We start from the raw sequence: 17,794 nt of genomic DNA, 5'->3' as shown, positions 1-17,794 counted from the left end.
TCTGAGGCTAGTGTCCGGCTGGCGTCACTCGTTGGTCACGCTGAGCACTTCTTCCAGCGAAGTCATGCCGAGCTTGACTTTGAGAAGGCCCGACTCGCGAAGCGTACGGACCCCTTCCTTGCTGGCTTGTTGGGCGATGTCCAGCGCGCTGCCACCGCGCAGGATGATGCGTTGGATCTCTTCGCTGATGGGCATGACCTGGTAGATACCGACGCGGCCCTTGTAGCCGTTGTTGCAGGCCGAGCAGCCCACAGGCCGGTAGGGCGTCCAGGTGCCATCGAGGTCTTCAGGCTTGAAACCCGCATCCACCAACGCTTTGCGCGGCACGTCCAGTGGCGCCTTGCAGGTGGCGCAAAGGCGACGAGCGAGACGCTGCGCGGTGATCAGGATGACGCTGGACGCAATGTTGAACGTGGGTATGCCCATGTTCATCATTCGCGTGAGCGTGGTCGGCGCATCGTTGGTGTGCAGGGTGGACAGCACCATGTGGCCCGTTTGCGCTGCCTTGATGGAGATGTCGGCCGTTTCCAGGTCGCGGATCTCGCCCACCATGATCACGTCCGGATCCTGCCGCAGGAAAGCCTTGAGCGCTGCAGCAAAGGTGAGCCCGGCCTTCTCGTTCACATTGACCTGATTCACGCCGGGCAGGTTGATTTCCGACGGATCTTCGGCAGTGGAAATGTTGATGCCTGGCTTGTTCAGGATGTTCAGACACGTGTAGAGCGAGACGGTCTTGCCAGAGCCTGTCGGGCCTGTGACCAGCACCATGCCGTAAGGACGGCTGATGGCGCTCATCAGGCGTTCCTTTTCTTCTGGCTCATAGCCCAGCGCATCAATGCCCACCTTGGCGCTGCTCGGATCCAGGATCCGGATCACGATCTTTTCCCCGAAGAGCGTGGGCAAGGTGCTGACTCGGAAATCAATCACCCGGTCGGGGCCGATCTTGAGCTTCATCCGGCCGTCCTGCGGCACTCGCTTCTCGGAGATGTCCATCCGGGAGATGACCTTGATGCGGGACGCGAGCTTGTCCTTGATGGCAATGGGAGGTGCTGCGATTTCGCGCAATTCACCGTCAACGCGGAACCGGACACGGTAGTTGTGTTCGTAGGGCTCGAAGTGCAGGTCGGACGCGCGCATGTTGAACGCGTCGATCAGCATCTTGTGCAAGAACTTGACCACTGGCGCATCGTCGACTTCCGACGCCTTGTCGGTCACATCGCTCACCGCGTCGGTGGCCACTTCGTCGAACTCGAATTCGCCACCGATGATGTTGTCCATCGTGTCGTTGACGCTGGTGGTCTGTGTTTCCACCAGTTTGCTGAGTTTGTCGTACTCGGCAATCACCCAGTCCACGCCCATCTGCGTGGCGAACTTGATTTTTTCCGCGGCCTGCTGATCGGCCGGGTCGGCGGTCGCGACCATCAGCCGGTTGTTGCGCTTGCTCAGGACAACGATGCGGTAGTCAGCGCAGATCCTGGGATCCAGCAAGCCCGCAGGAAGCCTTTGAACGTCGATCGCATCGAGGTCCAGCAAAGGCGCTGCAAAGGCCACCGACATGGTGTGCGCAAGATCCGACGCCGACACAGCGCCTGAACCCGTGAGTTCGGCGATGAAGCTGGTGCGCCCGCTCTGGGCCTTTCGATACAGATCCTCGGCTGCTTTCTGCCCGAGCTTTCCGGCAGACACGAGCGCACGTCCAAGGCCTGGCAAGGCCATGGAAGGAGTATCTTGGACGACGGATTCGACAGACGCCATAAGCCCGTAATCTAGCGTAAATCAAGGACTTGCCCGTCGATATTGAGGCAACTTGTGCTGAAAATGCGGTTTATGCCGCATTTGGCGTTGTATCGAGGTTGCGTGCTTGCCGGTCGTCGGCCCAGGCTCGCCATTGGGCTGCTCATGTCGGCCCACGCTGGGCATAAGGCAGGTGGTCGGGGTGAGAGGATTCGAACCTCCGGCCTCTACGTCCCGAACGTAGCGCTCTACCAGGCTAAGCTACACCCCGATGGGTCTTTCAACCGACCAGTCCACGGCCTTGCAGCCGTCCCTGGTTTCAGGAGCGACGCCCCAGAAGACCAGCCGCCAATTGTAGCAAAGCCTCGCTGTGCGCATTGACCGGCAGTTGTCGCGCCGCCTGGATGGCGCGGTTGGCCTCGGCGTGCGCGCTGGCCCTCGCTGCGTCGAGAGCGCCGGTCTTCAGGATGATGTCGCGAATGGCGTCCAGGTGCGCCACATCGCCCTGTTCGATGGCCTGGCGGATCAGGCTTTTCTGGTTCTCCGACCCTGAGCGAAGTGCGCAGATGATCGGCAGTGTCACCTTGCCCTCCCGCAGGTCATCGCCGAGGTTTTTGCCCAGTTCGGCAGGGCTGCCCTCGTAATCCAGAACGTCGTCAATCACTTGAAAGGCGGTTCCCAGCGCCTGTCCGTATTGAGCGCACATCGCCTCGGTGTGTTCGTCCGAGCCTGCAAGAATGGGAGCGAGCCGGGCGCTTGCCTCGAACAGCTTGGCGGTCTTTGAGCGGATGACGCGCAGATAGGCGCTTTCGTCGATGGATGCATCGTGCATGTTGACGAGTTGCAGCACCTCGCCTTCGGCGATCACATTGGTGGCATCAGACAACACCTGCATCACTCGCATGTCGCTGACGTCGACCATCATCTGGAACGCCCGCGAGTACAGGAAGTCGCCCACCAGCACACTGGCTGCATTGCCGAACCGTTCGTTGGCCGTCTCCCGGCCGCGGCGCAGGGTGGATTCGTCTACCACGTCATCGTGCAGCAAGGTGGCGGTGTGAATGAACTCCACCACGGCTGCCAGGGTATGGCGCATCGGATGCTGGCTGCCGATGGCTCCACTCATCAGGAGCAGCAGGGCAGGCCGAAGGCGCTTGCCTCCAGCCGAGATGATGTACTGGGCAATCTCCCGGACCAGTGGTACCTCGGTGGTCAGCCGCTCGCTGATGACCCGGTCCACTTGCACCATGTCGGGCTGAATCAGTTCAAGAAGCGTTTGGGAGGGGGGGGATGTCGTCAAGATGAGGTCGCTCGTGGGTGCGCCACGTCGGCTTTTCCCGCATTATAGAAAGTGCGATGGGGCCACGCTGGAATCCTGCTCCCGGGGCAGTCCGCGCCGGGCCGGACAGATGGCCTATGTATTTTGAATGGGGCATGCTAAAATCCCAGGTTCAGCGGAATTTGGTCTGCTGGACTTCCATTCGTGGAATTTTTACAAGAGGTTCATATGTACGCGGTCATAAAAACCGGCGGCAAACAGTATCGTGTTGCTGCTGGCGAAAAAATCAAAGTAGAACAGATTGCTGCGGATGTGGGCCAAGAGATCGTGTTTGACCAGGTTCTTGCTGTCGGCAACGGCACCGAGATCAAGGTTGGCACTCCCTTGGTTTCCGGCGCAACGGTCACGGTCACGGTGTTGGCCCATGGCAGGCATGACAAGGTGCACATCTTCAAGATGCGCCGCCGCAAGCACTACCAGAAGCGCCAAGGTCACCGTCAGAATTTCACCGAACTGCAGGTCTCGTCGATCGCAGCCTGAGGAGTAAGTCAACATGGCACAGAAAAAAGGCGGCGGCTCAACGCGAAACGGGCGCGATTCCAAGCCAAAAATGCTTGGCGTGAAGGCATTCGGCGGCGAACTGGTGACGGCTGGCTCCATCATCGTGCGCCAGCGCGGCACCAAGTTCCACCCGGGTCTCAATGTGGGCCTGGGCAAGGATCACACCATCTTCGCGACGGCGGATGGTCACGTGACGTTTGCTGTCAAGGGCGAATTGAACCGCCACGTCGTCAGCATCACCCCGGTCTGACCGGTTGCCGCAGGCGGGCCCCGATTGCAAAATCCGGGCAGCCTGCTGGGCACAGGTGATGTGTCGAATGCAGAAGGCCCGCCCGTGCGGGCTTTTTGTTTTGGTTCCCTGGATCCCTATTCTTTACTGGAAAGCGTGTCATGAAATTTGTGGATGAAGCCACGATCGATGTCGCAGCCGGCGATGGCGGCAATGGCTGCGCCTCGTTCCGACACGAAAAGTACAAGGAGTTCGGTGGGCCAGACGGGGGCGATGGCGGTCGCGGCGGTCATGTGTACGCGCTGGCCGATGCCAGCCTGAACACGCTGGTCGATTTCCGCTTCACGCGCCGCTTCGAGGCGCACAGGGGCGAACACGGCAAAGGCTCGGACATGTTCGGCGTCAAGGGCGATGACATTGTTCTGAAGATGCCGGTCGGAACCATCATTGCCGATGCCGAGACGGGTGAGGTGTTGCATGAATTGCTCCAGCCGGGCGAGCAGGTGACGATCGCCAAAGGCGGAGACGGCGGCTTTGGCAACATGCACTACAAGAGCTCGACCAATCGGGCTCCAAGACAGAAAACGCCAGGCTGGCCTGGCGAGAAGCGAAGCCTGAAGCTGGAACTGAAGGTGTTGGCCGACGTGGGCCTGCTCGGCATGCCCAATGCGGGCAAGTCGACGTTGATCTCCGCAATCTCCAACGCGCGCCCAAAAATTGCCGACTATCCTTTCACCACATTGCACCCCAATCTGGGTGTCGTTCGAGTGGCGGCAGAGAAGAGCTTTGTGGTGGCCGACGTGCCGGGGTTGATCGAAGGCGCGTCGGAAGGTGCCGGACTTGGCCATCAGTTCCTGCGACACTTGCAGCGCACGCGCCTGCTGTTGCATCTGGTCGATGTCGCTCCCTTTGATGAGGGTGTGGACCCCGTGGCGCAGGCCAAGGCAATCGTGGCCGAGTTGAAGAAGTTTGACCAGGCCTTGTATGACAAACCGCGCTGGCTGGTGCTCAACAAGGTCGACATGTTGCCAGCCGAAGAACGTGAGAAGCGCATCCAGGGCATCGTCAAACGCCTCAAGTACAAAGGTCCTGTGTTTGAGATCTCGGCCCTGACGCGCGAGGGGTGCGAAATGCTGGTGCAGAAGGTCTACCAACACATCGCCAAGGTGCATACCGATTCGCTGCCTCCCGTTGATATCGACCCGCGTTTTGTCGATGCGCCCGAAGCCCCTTGATCCCGGCTCTCTTGACCCCATGGAACTTGCCCTGAACATGCAGCATCCTGACGTCTCGATGAACGTTCACGGAATGACGCCCGCCGCCGTCTTTCAGTCGGCGCGCCGCATCGTGGTCAAGGTGGGCTCCAGCCTCGTCACCAATGAGGGCCGAGGCCTGGACGAAGAAGCCATCGGCCAATGGAGCGAGCAGCTCGCTGCGCTCGTCCAACAAGGGCGCGAGGTCATCATGGTGAGCAGTGGGGCGATTGCCGAAGGCATGAAGCGACTGGGCTGGAGCGTGCGTCCTCGTGAGGTCAATGAGCTGCAGGCCGCCGCTGCGGTGGGACAGATGGGCCTGGTACAGATGTACGAAAGCAAGTTGCGCGCTTGTGGTGTAGGCAGTGCGCAGGTGCTGCTCACGCACGCCGATCTGGCCGATCGGGAGCGGTATCTCAATGCCCGCTCCACATTGCTCACGCTGCTGCAACTGGGCGTGGTGCCGGTGATCAACGAAAACGACACCGTGGTCAATGACGAGATCAAGTTTGGCGACAATGACACGCTCGGCGCGCTGGTTGCCAATCTGGTCGAAGCCGATGTGTTGGTGATCCTGACGGATCAAAAAGGCCTGTACACCGCCGATCCCCGGCGGGATCCGCAAGCAGAGTTCGTGCACGTGGCGCGTGCGGGTGACCCTCGGCTGGAAGCCATGGCTGGCGGCGCAGGCAGCGGCATCGGCAAGGGCGGCATGATCACCAAGATTCTGGCGGCCAAGCGGGCTGCAGGCTCGGGGGCTTCCACCGTGATTGCCTGGGGTCGCGAGCCTCGCGTGCTGCTGCGCCTGGTCGCCGGCGAACCAATAGGTACCTGCCTTGTTGCGCAAACGGCCAAGAATCAGGCTCGCAAACGCTGGATATCCGATCACCTGCAACTGCGCGGAGCCGTGGTGGTGGACGACGGTGCGGTCGGCAAGATTGTGGGCGAGGGCAAAAGTCTGCTGCCCATCGGGATGACGGCCGTCTCAGGCGACTTTTCTCGCGGCGACGTGATTGCTGTTCACGACAGCCGAGGTCAGGAGGTGGCACGCGGTCTGGCCAATTACGCCAGTTCGGAAGCGCGCCTGATCTGTCGCAAGTCGTCGGCCGATTTTGAACGCCTGCTCGGCTATGCCGCCGAACCGGAAATGATCCACCGCGACAACCTGGTGCTCGCTGCACGGGCGTAAAGGGCTGCCCGTCCAGAAGGGCGGCTCAGCGGTGCAGGTATGTGCCGGTTTTCAACGTGGCCAGCATTTTTCGTGGGTTGCCGTTGACCGACCTGCCGTTGCACAGGCCTTCCATGGCCAGGACCGTTGCAGGCCTTGTCGGCCCGCTGGCTGCCAGAGCCTTCCACTCGCCGCTGGTGGCTGTATGCCAAGCAGATCTGTTGTTGTCCCAGCGTGCATAGGTCTTCACCTCGGCCGTCTGGCAACGGATTCCTTCGTAGAACGCGTTGATTGCGCCACTGGAACTGCGGGCCACCATCACATACCTCACCACCCAGTCCTCGCCCACCGTCAAGGTCGCGGGATCAATGCCATAGACCAGCGAAGAGTCTGGCGTTACGGTGAAGTGCTGGAGTTTGGCGACGTCGAACGACTTTGGCGCAGCGGTGGCCTTCTCCTGCCAGGGAGGGTCTTCTTCGTCGGCGGCGGTGGCGATGTTTGCGGCGCCCAGGCAGGTCAAAGCGAGGAGAGCGGCGCGACCCAGTGTCGCGGCACGGATCGGCAGCATCGAATGGTGAATGGTCATTTGGGTTCGATATGCGCAGAACGACTCTCGTTCTGCGGGTCTGGGTCAAAGCTGGCGCCGGGCGGCAGCTCCAGCCCATGGGGCGAGACTGACGTGCCGATGGGGGACAGGCCTTCGTCGTTCCCGCGGTGACGAACACCGCCGCGAAGGTAGCGATTGCGATTCTCTGCCTTGGGAAGATAGCGAGAAAGCTCGGTGAGCGCCAATTCGTAGACGCCACGTTTGAATTCCACCACCACGTCCAGTGGAACCCAGTAGTCGTGCCATCGCCATGCATCGAACTCGGGATGACTCGTGGCGCGCAGGTTCAGGTTCCAGTCCTGCGCCACCAAACGAAGCAGGTACCAGATCTGTTTCTGACCCTTGTAGTGGCCGCGTGCATCACGGCGAATGAAGCGATCCGGCACTTCATAGCGCAACCAGTCCCGCGTGCGGGCGACGATGCACACGTGTTCGGGCATGAGTCCCACTTCTTCATGCAGTTCGCGGTACATCGCCTGTTCGGGGGTTTCTCCCCGGTCGATGCCACCTTGCGGAAACTGCCAGGAGTGGGAACGGATCCTTTTGCCCCAGAACACCTGGTTTCGCTGGTTGAGCAGAATGATGCCGACATTGGGCCTGAAGCCTTCTCTGTCAAGCATAATCAACCCCAAATTTTTAAACTGTGTTCATTATGCATCGCTGAGTGCGACTTGCGAAGTGACCACACACCCGTTGCGTCCCTGGAGCGTGCGGACGGTTCCCGTCGGGATCCGTGCGGCGCATCCGAACCCCCTGACTGACCTTCACATCCTGCCTCGGGCAGAATCCTGGTGCCTCCATGAAAGCCTCGCAGTTCTTTATCTCGACCCTCAAGGAAGCCCCGTCGGACGCCGAAGTGGTCAGCCATCAGCTCATGACGCGCGCCGGCATGATCAAGAAGCTGGGTGCCGGCATCTACAGCTACATGCCCATGGGCCTGCGCGTCATCCACAAGGTGGAGGCGATCGTGCGTGAAGAGATGAACCGCGCTGGAGCGGTAGAACTCACGATGCCGGTGATCCAGCCCGCCGAACTTTGGCAGGAGACGGGCCGTTTTGAAAAAATGGGACCCGAGTTGCTGCGTATCCAGGACCGGCACGATCGCGATTTCGTGGTGCAGCCAACGAGTGAGGAAGTGGTCACCGACATCGCACGCCAGGAGCTGCGCAGCTACAAGCAGCTGCCGAAGAATTTCTACCAGATCCAGACCAAGTTTCGCGACGAGCGTCGCCCGCGCTTTGGCCTCATGCGGGGGCGCGAATTCATCATGAAGGACGCTTACAGCTTCGACCGCGATGGCGAAGCGGCACAGATGAGCTACCAGGCAATGGCTGCGGCCTACCGAAACATCTTTGACCGCTTTGGTTTGCGCTACCGCGCCGTGGCAGCCGACAGTGGCGCGATTGGTGGCGATCTTTCCGAGGAGTTCCAGGTCATCGCGGCCACCGGCGAAGATGCCATCGTCTACTGCCCGGGCAGCGACTACGCCGCCAACATGGAGAAGGCCGAAGCGCTGGCGCCTGCGGGTCCTCGGCCCGGCGCCTCCAACGCCATGGTCAAGGCGCCGACGCCTGGCCAGAGCACCTGTGCCGATGTGGCCACTTTGCTGGGCGTGCCGCTGGCCACCACCGTCAAGTCGCTCGTGCTCGCCACCGACGAGCTCAACGAAGCGGGAGAAACGGTCAAGAGTCAGGTATGGCTGCTGCTGCTGCGTGGCGATCACGACATGAACGAGGTCAAGGTGTCCAAAGTCGTGGGTCTCGACGCGGGGTTTCGATTTGCCACGCTGCCGGAGATTGAGGCGCACTTTGGCTGCAAGCCAGGCTATCTGGGGCCAATAGGCCTGAAGAAACCGGTGAACCTCGTGGTGGATCGCGAGGTGGCCGTGCTGGCCGACTGGATCTGTGGCGCCAACGAACCGGATTTCCACATGACTGGCGTGAACTGGGGCCGCGACCTGCCCGAGCCTGAGCGGATCGCCGATCTGCGCAATGTCGTCGAGGGCGATGCGTCGCCCGACGGCAAGGGTGCTCTGGCCATCGAGCGTGGCATCGAGGTGGGCCATGTGTTCTACCTGGGCACCAAGTACAGCAAGGCCATGAACGCCACTTTTCTGGGCGAAGACGGCAAGCCCGCGTTCTTCGAGATGGGATGCTACGGCATTGGCATCACGCGCCTGCCGGCAGCAGCCATCGAGCAGAACCACGACGAACGGGGCATCATCTGGCCTGATGCGTTGGCGCCTTTCACGCTGGTGATCTGCCCGATCGGCATGGACCGCAGTGCGGATGTGAAACAGGCCGCCATGCGCCTGCACGATGACCTGATGGCTGCAGGTGTGGATGTGATCCTCGACGATCGGGGTGAGCGCCCAGGCGCCATGTTTGCCGATTGGGAACTGATCGGTGTGCCGCACCGCGTGACCATCGGCGAGCGTGGCCTCAAAGCGGGACAAGTGGAATACCAGCATCGCCGAGACAGCGCGGCCACGCCGGTGAACCTTTCTGACTTGCTCGTGTTTGTCCAGAGCAAGCTCACGGCATGAGTCTGCCTGTCTGGTCGCGGCGGGACTGCTTGTACGGGGCGGTGTCGCTTGGCCTGGCGGTTTGGCCGGGCGCCGCCGGCGCGGGTGGCCAACTGGAAGAACCGCTGGCCGACTCTGTGCGCAGCGCCTTGAGTGCGGCCATCGCCAACAACGCGCCGCCCGTGCCGGAGTTCAGCGATCAGGCAAAAAGGCTCGCCTACCTCCGCTGGCTGGGCGCCATGAGCGACCGTCTGCATCGGCGCAAGACCGATTTCCAGACCCGGATCGAGTTTTTGCAAACAGTGTGGTACGAATCCAAGCGCGCCGGGCTGGACACCACCATGGTGTTGGGGTTGATCCAGGTGGAGAGCGCTTTTCGCAAATTCGCCATCTCACGCGTGGGCGCTCGTGGCTATATGCAGATCATGCCGTTCTGGTCGCGCCTCATTGGAGACGGCGAGGTGGGCCGCCTGTTCAACATGCAGACCAATCTGCGTTTTGGCTGCGTGATCCTGCGCCACTACCTGGATCGCGAGCGTGGCGACACGTTTCTGGCGCTTGGGCGCTACAACGGCAGCCGGGGGCGCGCCGAGTATCCCAACGCCGTCTACGCAGCGTCAAAGAACTGGACCCACCCCGACTCGTAGCGGGCTATTGCATGAAGCCGATGCGCCCCTTGCCTGCTCCCACCTTGGGCAGGTCGTCGGTCTCCAGGCTGTAGCGGTTGTCCAGCCGGGCGTTGCCAAAGGCGGTGACCAGGGCGCGCCGCATTTCTCGAGGTGCCAGTGAGGCCAGGGCGTCGAGCACGTCGTCTGCCGGTTCCGGGTCGAAGCGCTGGCCCCAGTCGTGCTCGCTGCGGATGCTGCGATAAAGGTGGGCCGCGATCTTGCGGGCCGCTTCTGGTGTGGGCGGCGCGATTTCGAACACGTTCATTCGGTTGAGGATGGGCTCGGGGATGCTCCGCTCGTGGTTGGCGGTGGTCACCCAGATGACCTGGCTGGCGTCGATCGGCACCTCGGCAAACTCGTCCACAAAGTTTTGCGCGGTGTCGTGTTCCAACAGGCTGTACAGCGCCCCCAGCGGGTCGTACTGTGCGTCAGCGCTGGCCTTGTCGATCTCGTCCACCACGATCACGGGGTTGGCGTACTGGCCATCCACCAGCGCCTCGAACACCTTGCCGGGTTTGGCGCCCTTCCATTGGGAAGATGAACCCGAGAGCAGCCAGCCGGCGGTCATGGAGCTCATGGGCACCAGGCTCATGCTCGTGCCAAGCAGGTCGGCGAGCTGGCGGGCGAAGTGCGTCTTGCCCACGCCAGGTGGGCCAAGCAGGAGGATGGGCGTTACTTCCAGGCTGTCGCGGCTGTCCTGGCTCAGCGCCACGTGGCGCTTCACGTCGTCGAGCACCTCACCAAAGTTGGGCAGCAGGTCGTAGAGTGGTGCCATGTCGGGCACGCCTGAAGGCTTGACGGCAAACCGCTGGGGGCCGCGTTCGAGCATGCGTTGCCATGTGTTGCGCAGGCCTTCGTAATCGCGTTCATTGCCGCTGGCCTGCAGGTGCGCCAGTTTGCGCTCGACGTCGTCGGCGCTGAACACGCTGCGCATCTGGGCGATGGGCAGACCAAGGGAGGGTGAAGCGACCAGGCTGCGAGAGCTCATGCGATTCTCCTGTGGGGTTCGGCGACGAATTCATTCAAGCACAAGACGTGCCCGATCTCAATGCCGAAGTACCACACTTGTTGCGTTCAATCCCAAGGACCGACGCGAGACGTGCGAAATGCCGCAGTCCAGAAAACAAAAAGCCACCCGAAGGTGGCCGGATGAGGCGCCTGCCGAGATCAGGCCTGGCCGTTGATGACCTGCTGCAATTCGCCCGACTGGTACATCTCCATCATGATGTCCGAGCCGCCCACGAATTCGCCTTTCACGTAGAGCTGGGGGATGGTGGGCCAGTTGCTGTATTCCTTGATGCCCTGGCGGATGCCGTCGTCCTCGAGCACGTTGACGGTTTTGAGCGTTTTGGTTTCCACGCCGCAGGCTTTCAGGATCTGGATCGCGCGGCCCGAGAAGCCGCACATGGGAAAGCTCGCGCTGCCTTTCATGAACAGCACGATGTCGTTGGATTTGACCAGTTGGTCGATGCGGGTTTGTGCGTCGCTCATGGCTGAAGAGTCCTTATGCAGAGTGGGTCGGGCAAGACCCGTAAACGATCCCCATTATCGCTGCAGAGGCCATTGGCCGCCGCTGCAACGCTCGATGCCCGCGAGGTCGGTGCGGCTGCCGACCTGTGCGAATCCCGCCGCCTCAAGCAGGGATCGAACGGCGCTGGCCTGGTCGTGCCCATGCTCCAGCAGCAGCCAGCCGCCGGGCACGAGCGCCTGGGGTGCGCTGGTGACCAGCAGGCGGATGTCGTCCAGGCCATCGGTGCCCGAACTCAGGGCCGCGCGGGGCTCATGGGTCAGTGCGACCAGATGTTGATCTTCTGCAGCAATGTAGGGTGGGTTGCTCACGATCAGGTCAAATGACTGGCCGACCACAGCCGCCAACCAGTTGCCGGCGCCAAACGTTATCGCCAGCCCCAGGCGTTGCGCGTTGGCGCGCGCGACCTCGAGCGCGGGATCACTGGCGTCGGTGGCCGCCACCGCCAGCTCTGGGCGGGCTGCTTTGATGGCCAGCGCGATCGCGCCGCTGCCGGTGCCCAGGTCGAGCACGCGTGCGTGCCGCTGCACGCTGTCGGCCACCTCCAGTGCCCAATGGACCAGGGTTTCCGTGTCGGCGCGCGGCACCAGTACCCTGGCATCGACCTTCAGCACGAGCCCGAAGAACTCCTGTTCGCCTCGCAGGTATGCCATGGGTTCGCCCCGAAGGCGGCGCCGCGTGAGAGCGCCCAGTGCGGCTTCGACCTCGGTCGGCAGCGCGTCGTCGTCATGGGCGATCAACCAGGCGCGGTCGTGGGGATTGCGCCCCAGGGCCATGAGCAACAGCATCTGGGCATCCAGCCGGTCCAGGCCGTCGCGCTGCAGTTGGGTCAGCGTGTCGCCCAGCGTCATGTGCCGTTGCGCTGTTCGAGTTCGGCCAGCAGTTCGGTGCCGCGTGCCACCTGCAGCGCGTGGATCACGTCGTCAAGGTCGCCTTCCATCACCTGCAGGAGCTTGTAGAGGGTGAGGTTGATCCGGTGATCTGTCAGCCGGCCTTGAGGAAAGTTGTAGGTGCGGATACGGTCGCTCCGGTCGCCGCTGCCGATCAGGCCCTTGCGGGTGGCCGCCTCGGCGGCGGCACGTTCACTGCGCTCTTTTTCCTGCAGGCGAGCCGTGAGCACCTGCAAGGCCTTGGCCTTGTTGCTGTGCTGCGAGCGGCCATCCTGGCATTCGGCGGTGATGCCGGTGGGCAAGTGGGTCACGCGCACGGCGGAGTCCGTCTTGTTGATATGCTGACCCCCGGCGCCGCTGGCGCGGAAAGTGTCGATGCGCAACTCACCGGGGTTGAGCTGCACCGCCTGCGTTTCGTCTGGCTCGGGCATGACGGCCACGGTGGCTGCACTGGTGTGAATGCGGCCCTGCGTTTCGGTCGCCGGTACACGCTGCACGCGATGGCCGCCAGACTCGAAGCGCAGGCGGCCGTACGCGCCTGAACCGGCGATGCGCAGCACCACTTCCTTGTAGCCACCGAGCTCGCTGGGTGATTCGCTCACGATCTCCACCAGCCAGCGCTGCCGCTCGGCGTAGCGGGTGTACAGCCGCGCCAGATCGCCTGCAAACAGGGCCGACTCGTCTCCGCCGGTTCCGGCGCGGATTTCCACAAACGCATTGCGTTCGTCGTCCGGGTCCTTGGGCAGCAGAAGCTGTTGCAGCTCACCGTCCAGCCGATCGAGGTCGGCTTCGGCGTGGTGGATTTCCTCCTGCGCCATCTCGGCCATGTCGGCATCGTTCAGCATGTCTCTGGCCGAGTCGAGGTCGGCCTCGCGTTGCAGGTAGCGGTTGAACACCTCGACGACGTTGGAGGCATCTGCATGTTCACGGCTCAGGGCGCGGAACCGTTCCATGTCGTCGACCACGTCGGGGGCGGACAGCAGGGCGTCGAGCTCATGCAGCCGCGCACGTTGGCGCAGCAGGGTGTCGCGGACAAAGGGTTTCATGGAGAAAAAAGGAATGACCCAAGCAGGCCGGCGCGGGCATGGACCCGCTGTGACCAAGCGTCGAGCCTCAGAGCTAGGGTTGCGCGTCGCGCGTGGATCGGGGCGTTTCGTCGCGCAGGAACAGCCGGGACACCGTCTGCGCCGTGGCGGCACGCGAGGCGCTGTCACCCGTGTGCAGTTCGGCCAGTGTGCCGTGCAACATCTTCTGGGTGAGACCGCGCGAGAGGGCTTCCAGCACGGCCTCTACCGGTTCGCCTTTGGCCAGCAAGCGACGTGCGCGGGTAAGTTCGACCGCGCGCCATTCGTCTGCCTGAGCATTGATCTGTTGAATCAACGGCACCACGCCGTGAGCCGGATCGCGTTGCTCCATCCAGTGCATGAAGCTGAGCACCCCTGCATCAATGATGGCCTCGGCCTGCGCCACAGCGGCTTGTCGATGGTCTTTGCCGGTCTGCACCACGGTGGCCAGGTCGTCAACGGTGTAGAGATACACGTCGGACAACGCCTTGACCTCGGGCTCGATGTCGCGCGGCACGGCCAGATCGACCATGAACATCGGGCGGTGGCGGCGCTTCTTCACCGCGCGCTCCACGGCGCCCAATCCGATGATGGGCAGCGTGCTGGCAGTGCAGCTGATGACGGCATCGAATTCGTGGAGCCGATCAGGCACGTCGGCCAGGCGCATCACTTCGGCGCCAAAGCGGCTGGCGAGCTTCTCACCGCGTTCCAGCGTGCGGTTGGCAATCGCCATGCTCTTGGGTGTTCGGGCCGCAAAGTGTGTGGCGGCCAGTTCGATCATCTCGCCCGCGCCGACGAACAGCACCTTGATGTCGCGCAGATCTTCGAACAACTGGGACGCCAGGCGCACGGCGGCGGCTGTCATGCTGATGGAATGGGCACCTATCTCGGTGGAGCTGCGCACTTCCTTGGCTACCGCGAACGAGCGCTGGAACAGCTGGTGCAGCGTGGTACCCAGGGCACCTGCATCACTTGCAGCTCGAACCGCGTCCTTCATCTGACCCAGGATCTGGGCTTCGCCCAGCACCATGCTGTCGAGCCCGCTGGCGACCCGGAAGGCGTGGCGCGCGGCCTGATCGTCGCGCAACACATAGGCGTGGTCGCGCAGCACATGGCTGCTCACGCCGCCGGTCTGAGCCAGCCATTCCATTGTGGGGTCCACCGCCGACTGATCACCCGCGCCGTAGAGTTCGGTGCGGTTGCAGGTGGAGAGCAGCGTGGCCTCGGGCTGGCGTGCCAGGCTCTGGCGATACCCGTGCAGGGTGGGTTGGATCTGATCGAGTGCAAAGGCAAAACGGCCTCTCAGATCGAGCGGCGCCGTGTTGTGGTTGATGCCCAGGGCCCAGACAGACATGCGCTGATTATAAAATTGATCCCTTATGCATGTCACTGTCAACTTGAAATGACACTTCTCGGCTTTCTGGGGCATCTTGCTGGGTTCATGGCACCAGCCTTGGTGGTGGCTTGCATCCTTTGGGGCTTGCCCCGCCTGCGCCGCGCCGGACGTGCAGCACCAGGTGCGCGACTGGAAGCCTTCATGCTGGTGGTGGCCGGCGTGGTGGTGCTGCTGGCGGGTCTGGTGTACTTCGGGCGCGACGGCAAGATCGCCACCTATGCAGCACTTGTTGTGGTGCAGGGCACACTGGCGTGGTGGTTGCACCGCCGCCGCTGATCTTGGCCGGGTTCAGTCGACCGGCGCGAACAGGTCCACCCGGTCGGTGATGATGCCGTCGAGCCCGAGCAGCAAGAGTCGCTCGGCGGCCCACTCGTCGTTGACGGTGTAGGCGAGGGTGCGAAGACCCGCGCCGCGCGCCAGTGCAACCGTGCTGGCGTCCCAGAGAGCGTGGTTGCACACCAGAGCCACACAGCCCAACCGAATGGCGGCCTCCAGCCAGCCGTCCCACAAGGAGTCCAGCAGCAAGCCGCGCCGCAGATCGGGCGCCGCTTCGCGTGCGCCCATCAGCGCATCGGGCCGGAACGAGGTGAGAAAAGGGGCATGCGCAGGGTCGTCAGCCCACAGGCGCGATGCTTCCAGGGCCACGGCCCGTCCGGTCTGAGCTTCCAGGCCGGGCGTGGGCTTGATTTCGATGTTCAGCCAGTGGCCATTGGCCTGGCAGTGACGTGCCACGCTCTCCAGCGTGGCCAGCGGCTCGCCTGCGAAGGCCCGTGAATGCCAACCGCCAGCGTCGAGCCGGCTGAGCGTGCTCCAGGCCACGTTGCCCGCCAGGCCCTGGCCGTTGGTGGTGCGCTCCAGCGTCGCATCGTGCAGCAGGAACACCACGCCATCGGCGCTGAGCTTGGCGTCACACTCGTACATGCGATAGCCGCAGGCAGCACCCAGCCGGAACGCGGCCAGTGTGTTTTCAGGTGCCAGCTTGCCTGCGCCCCGGTGGGCAATCCACCTGGGGAATGTCACAGGCGCTGCCCGGTTTCGGCGTTGAACCAGTGCACGCGGTCTTCCCGGGGCTTGGCGCGAATGATGCTGCCGATGGCCGGGGCACCCTGGTCTTCGTGGGTGCGGATGATGAGTTGCTCGTCGTCCAGGCGCGCATGCACCAGGCGTTCGGCCCCTAGCAGTTCCACGGTTTCCACCTTCAGAGCCCAGCCTTCGGAGCCGATGTCCAGGTGCTCGGGTCGGATACCCAGGATGCTGCCATCGCGACCGCCGGGTGCATTCTTGAGCAGGTTCATGGGCGGCGAGCCGATGAAGCTGGCCACAAAGGTGGTGGCTGGGCGGGAGTACACCTCCTCGGGTGTACCGAACTGCTCCATGCGGCCCGCGTTCATCACGATCATGCGCTCGGCCAGCGTCATGGCTTCGACCTGATCGTGGGTGACGAACAGCGAGGTGATGCCCAGCTCACGATGCAGCTTCTGTATCTCCAGCCGGGTCTGTGCGCGCAGCTTGGCGTCGAGGTTGGAGAGCGGTTCGTCGAACAGGAACACCTGCGGTTGGCGCACGATGGCGCGTCCCATGGCCACGCGCTGGCGCTGACCGCCAGAGAGTTCGCGAGGCTTGCGGGCGAGCAGATGGCCGAGTTCGAGAATGCCCGCTGCCTTGTCCACGCGTTGTTTGATCTCGTCGATCGGCACTTTCTTGATCTTGAGCCCATAGGCCATGTTGTCGAACACGGTCATGTGCGGGTAGAGCGCGTAGTTCTGGAACACCATGGCGATGTCGCGCTCGGCGGGTTCGAGCTGGTTGACCACACGCTCGCCGATGCAGATGTCGCCACCGCTGATCTCCTCCAGGCCCGCCACCATTCGAAGCAACGTGGATTTGCCGCAACCGGATGGACCAACGATGACGATGAATTCGCCGTTGGTGATCTCGGCGTTCACGCCGTGGATGACTTGCAGCTCGGTCTTGCCGGTGCGGTAGCGTTTGACGACGTTGCGCAGGGAAATGGAGGCCATGTTGTTCTCGGTCTTTCGCTTACTTCTCGGTGTCCACCAGACCCTTGACGAACCAGCGCTGCATGAGAATGACGACCAGCGCAGGTGGAATCATGGCCAGGATCGCCGTGGCCATGACGATGTTCCAGTCGGTGGCGGCGTCGCCGCCGCTGATCATGCGTTTGATGCCGATCACCACCGGGTACATGCTTTCTTCGGTGGTGACGAGCAAGGGCCACAGGTACTGGTTCCAGCCGTAGATGAACTGGATCACGAACAGAGCGGCGATGGACGTCACCGACAGCGGGAGCAACACGTCCTTGAAGAAGCGCATGGGCCCCGCGCCGTCCATGCGAGCGGCTTCCACCAGTTCGTCGGGCACCGTCAAAAAGAACTGACGGAACAGGAACGTTGCGGTGGCCGAAGCGATCAGCGGCACCGTGAGACCCGCATAGGTGTTGAGCATGCCCAGGTTGGCCACCACGGCGTAGGTGGGGCCGATGCGAACCTCCACCGGCAGCATCAGTGTGACGAAGATGGCCCAGAAGAACAACATGCGAAACGGGAAGCGGAAGTAGACAATGGCAAACGCCGAGAGCAGCGAGATGGCGATCTTGCCGATGGCGATCACCAGCGCCGTGATCAGGCTCACCATCATCATGCGGCCCACGGGTGCATTCGACGCCGCGCCCATGCCGGTGCCTTTGAGCGCGGCGGTGTAGTTCTCGATCAATTGATCGCCGGGCAGCAGCGACATGGGGGCCTGCACGATGGCGTCTGCGGTCTGGGTCGAGGCGACGAAGGTGAGGTACAGCGGGAAGGCCACGACCAGCACGCCCAGGATGAGCACCGCATGGGACAGAAGGGTGAGGCCGGGGCGTCGTTCAATCATA

Annotated in this window: 19 protein-coding genes and 1 tRNA gene; 7 read left to right on the top strand and 13 right to left on the bottom strand. The window is 62.7% G+C overall.

Annotation, left to right across the window (positions count from 1 at the left end; translation table 11 throughout):
* Window positions 1-24: 24 nt before the first annotated feature.
* From pilB to AB7F11_RS01910, 3 genes are all read right to left on the bottom strand, one after another.
* Window positions 25-1,755: a type IV-A pilus assembly ATPase PilB gene (gene pilB / locus AB7F11_RS01920; protein WP_428288246.1), complete on the bottom strand. Its 1,731-nt coding sequence runs from the start codon at window positions 1,753-1,755 to the stop codon at window positions 25-27.
* 173 nt (window positions 1,756-1,928) lie between these two features.
* Window positions 1,929-2,005: transfer RNA gene (locus AB7F11_RS01915), tRNA-Pro, on the bottom strand.
* A gap of 48 nt (window positions 2,006-2,053) precedes the next feature.
* Entirely contained in the window at window positions 2,054-2,983 is a 930-nt protein-coding gene (locus AB7F11_RS01910) for a polyprenyl synthetase family protein (protein WP_428288335.1), read from the bottom strand.
* A 258-nt stretch (window positions 2,984-3,241) separates the two neighbouring features.
* Between AB7F11_RS01910 and rplU the strand changes: the two genes are divergently transcribed.
* The 4 genes from rplU (at window position 3,242) to proB (ending at window position 6,245) form a co-directional block, all read left to right on the top strand.
* Entirely contained in the window at window positions 3,242-3,553 is a 312-nt protein-coding gene (gene rplU, locus AB7F11_RS01905; RefSeq protein WP_086122717.1) for a 50S ribosomal protein L21, read from the top strand.
* Between the two features lie 13 nt (window positions 3,554-3,566).
* Complete coding sequence (gene rpmA / locus AB7F11_RS01900) at window positions 3,567-3,824, top strand: 50S ribosomal protein L27 (protein ID WP_428288247.1); 258 nt, start codon at window positions 3,567-3,569, stop codon at window positions 3,822-3,824.
* A 140-nt stretch (window positions 3,825-3,964) separates the two neighbouring features.
* The gene (gene cgtA, locus AB7F11_RS01895; RefSeq protein ID WP_428288248.1) at window positions 3,965-5,038 is read left to right on the top strand and encodes an Obg family GTPase CgtA; all 1,074 of its coding nucleotides are present in this window, start codon (window positions 3,965-3,967) and stop codon (window positions 5,036-5,038) included.
* A gap of 73 nt (window positions 5,039-5,111) precedes the next feature.
* Window positions 5,112-6,245 carry a glutamate 5-kinase gene (gene proB / locus AB7F11_RS01890; protein WP_428288336.1) on the top strand — a complete coding sequence of 378 codons (1,134 nt, stop codon included), beginning with the start codon at window positions 5,112-5,114 and terminating at the stop codon, window positions 6,243-6,245.
* Between the two features lie 25 nt (window positions 6,246-6,270).
* Here proB and AB7F11_RS01885 read toward each other — a convergent pair whose 3' ends face one another.
* Complete coding sequence (locus AB7F11_RS01885; RefSeq protein ID WP_428288249.1) at window positions 6,271-6,810, bottom strand: CNP1-like family protein; 540 nt, start codon at window positions 6,808-6,810, stop codon at window positions 6,271-6,273.
* Window positions 6,807-7,451, bottom strand: coding sequence for an RNA pyrophosphohydrolase (locus tag AB7F11_RS01880; protein ID WP_428288337.1), 645 nt, complete (start codon window positions 7,449-7,451; stop codon window positions 6,807-6,809). The genes AB7F11_RS01885 and AB7F11_RS01880 overlap by 4 nt, the downstream gene beginning before the upstream one ends.
* A 179-nt stretch (window positions 7,452-7,630) precedes the next feature.
* Between AB7F11_RS01880 and AB7F11_RS01875 the strand changes: the two genes are divergently transcribed.
* Together AB7F11_RS01875 and AB7F11_RS01870 are read left to right on the top strand one after the other, a co-directional pair.
* The gene (locus AB7F11_RS01875) at window positions 7,631-9,376 is read left to right on the top strand and encodes a proline--tRNA ligase (RefSeq protein WP_428288250.1); all 1,746 of its coding nucleotides are present in this window, start codon (window positions 7,631-7,633) and stop codon (window positions 9,374-9,376) included.
* Window positions 9,373-10,002 carry a lytic transglycosylase domain-containing protein gene (locus tag AB7F11_RS01870; RefSeq protein WP_428288251.1) on the top strand — a complete coding sequence of 210 codons (630 nt, stop codon included), beginning with the start codon at window positions 9,373-9,375 and terminating at the stop codon, window positions 10,000-10,002. The genes AB7F11_RS01875 and AB7F11_RS01870 overlap by 4 nt, the downstream gene beginning before the upstream one ends.
* A gap of 4 nt (window positions 10,003-10,006) precedes the next feature.
* Here AB7F11_RS01870 and AB7F11_RS01865 read toward each other — a convergent pair whose 3' ends face one another.
* The 5 genes from AB7F11_RS01865 to hemA form a co-directional block, all read right to left on the bottom strand.
* Entirely contained in the window at window positions 10,007-11,011 is a 1,005-nt protein-coding gene (locus AB7F11_RS01865) for an AAA family ATPase (protein ID WP_428288252.1), read from the bottom strand.
* 179 nt (window positions 11,012-11,190) lie between these two features.
* A complete protein-coding gene (gene grxD / locus AB7F11_RS01860; protein WP_428288253.1) occupies window positions 11,191-11,514 on the bottom strand; it encodes a Grx4 family monothiol glutaredoxin in 324 nt (107 codons plus the stop codon).
* Between the two features lie 54 nt (window positions 11,515-11,568).
* Window positions 11,569-12,402, bottom strand: a complete 834-nt coding sequence (gene prmC / locus AB7F11_RS01855) for a peptide chain release factor N(5)-glutamine methyltransferase (RefSeq protein ID WP_428288254.1) — start codon at window positions 12,400-12,402, stop codon at window positions 11,569-11,571.
* Window positions 12,399-13,487: a peptide chain release factor 1 gene (gene prfA / locus AB7F11_RS01850; protein ID WP_428288255.1), complete on the bottom strand. Its 1,089-nt coding sequence runs from the start codon at window positions 13,485-13,487 to the stop codon at window positions 12,399-12,401. The genes prmC and prfA overlap by 4 nt, the downstream gene beginning before the upstream one ends.
* A 73-nt stretch (window positions 13,488-13,560) precedes the next feature.
* Window positions 13,561-14,859 (bottom strand): glutamyl-tRNA reductase, encoded by a 1,299-nt coding sequence (hemA, locus tag AB7F11_RS01845; RefSeq protein ID WP_428288256.1) that lies wholly within the window; start codon window positions 14,857-14,859, stop codon window positions 13,561-13,563.
* Window positions 14,860-14,946: 87 nt separating this feature from the next.
* Between hemA and AB7F11_RS01840 the strand changes: the two genes are divergently transcribed.
* A complete protein-coding gene (locus AB7F11_RS01840) occupies window positions 14,947-15,177 on the top strand; it encodes a hypothetical protein (RefSeq protein ID WP_428288257.1) in 231 nt (76 codons plus the stop codon).
* Window positions 15,178-15,189: 12 nt separating this feature from the next.
* On the opposite strand, the gene ugpQ is transcribed toward AB7F11_RS01840, so the two are convergent.
* From ugpQ to ugpE, 3 genes are read right to left on the bottom strand one after another with little or no spacing between them, the layout of a single operon-like run.
* Window positions 15,190-15,921, bottom strand: a complete 732-nt coding sequence (ugpQ, locus tag AB7F11_RS01835) for a glycerophosphodiester phosphodiesterase (RefSeq protein WP_428288258.1) — start codon at window positions 15,919-15,921, stop codon at window positions 15,190-15,192.
* Window positions 15,918-16,922: a sn-glycerol-3-phosphate ABC transporter ATP-binding protein UgpC gene (ugpC, locus tag AB7F11_RS01830; RefSeq protein WP_428288259.1), complete on the bottom strand. Its 1,005-nt coding sequence runs from the start codon at window positions 16,920-16,922 to the stop codon at window positions 15,918-15,920. Before ugpC ends, ugpQ begins: the two co-directional genes overlap by 4 nt.
* 19 nt (window positions 16,923-16,941) lie before the next feature.
* Window positions 16,942-17,793 (bottom strand): sn-glycerol-3-phosphate ABC transporter permease UgpE, encoded by an 852-nt coding sequence (ugpE, locus tag AB7F11_RS01825; protein WP_428288260.1) that lies wholly within the window; start codon window positions 17,791-17,793, stop codon window positions 16,942-16,944.
* Window position 17,794 lies beyond the last annotated feature (1 nt).

Origin of the sequence: Hydrogenophaga sp. (assembly GCF_050250835.1) — a bacterium.
GTDB lineage: Bacteria > Pseudomonadota > Gammaproteobacteria > Burkholderiales > Burkholderiaceae_C > Hydrogenophaga.
Note: the sequence above shows the minus strand (reverse complement) of the source record. Positions and strands in the feature narration are given on the sequence as shown.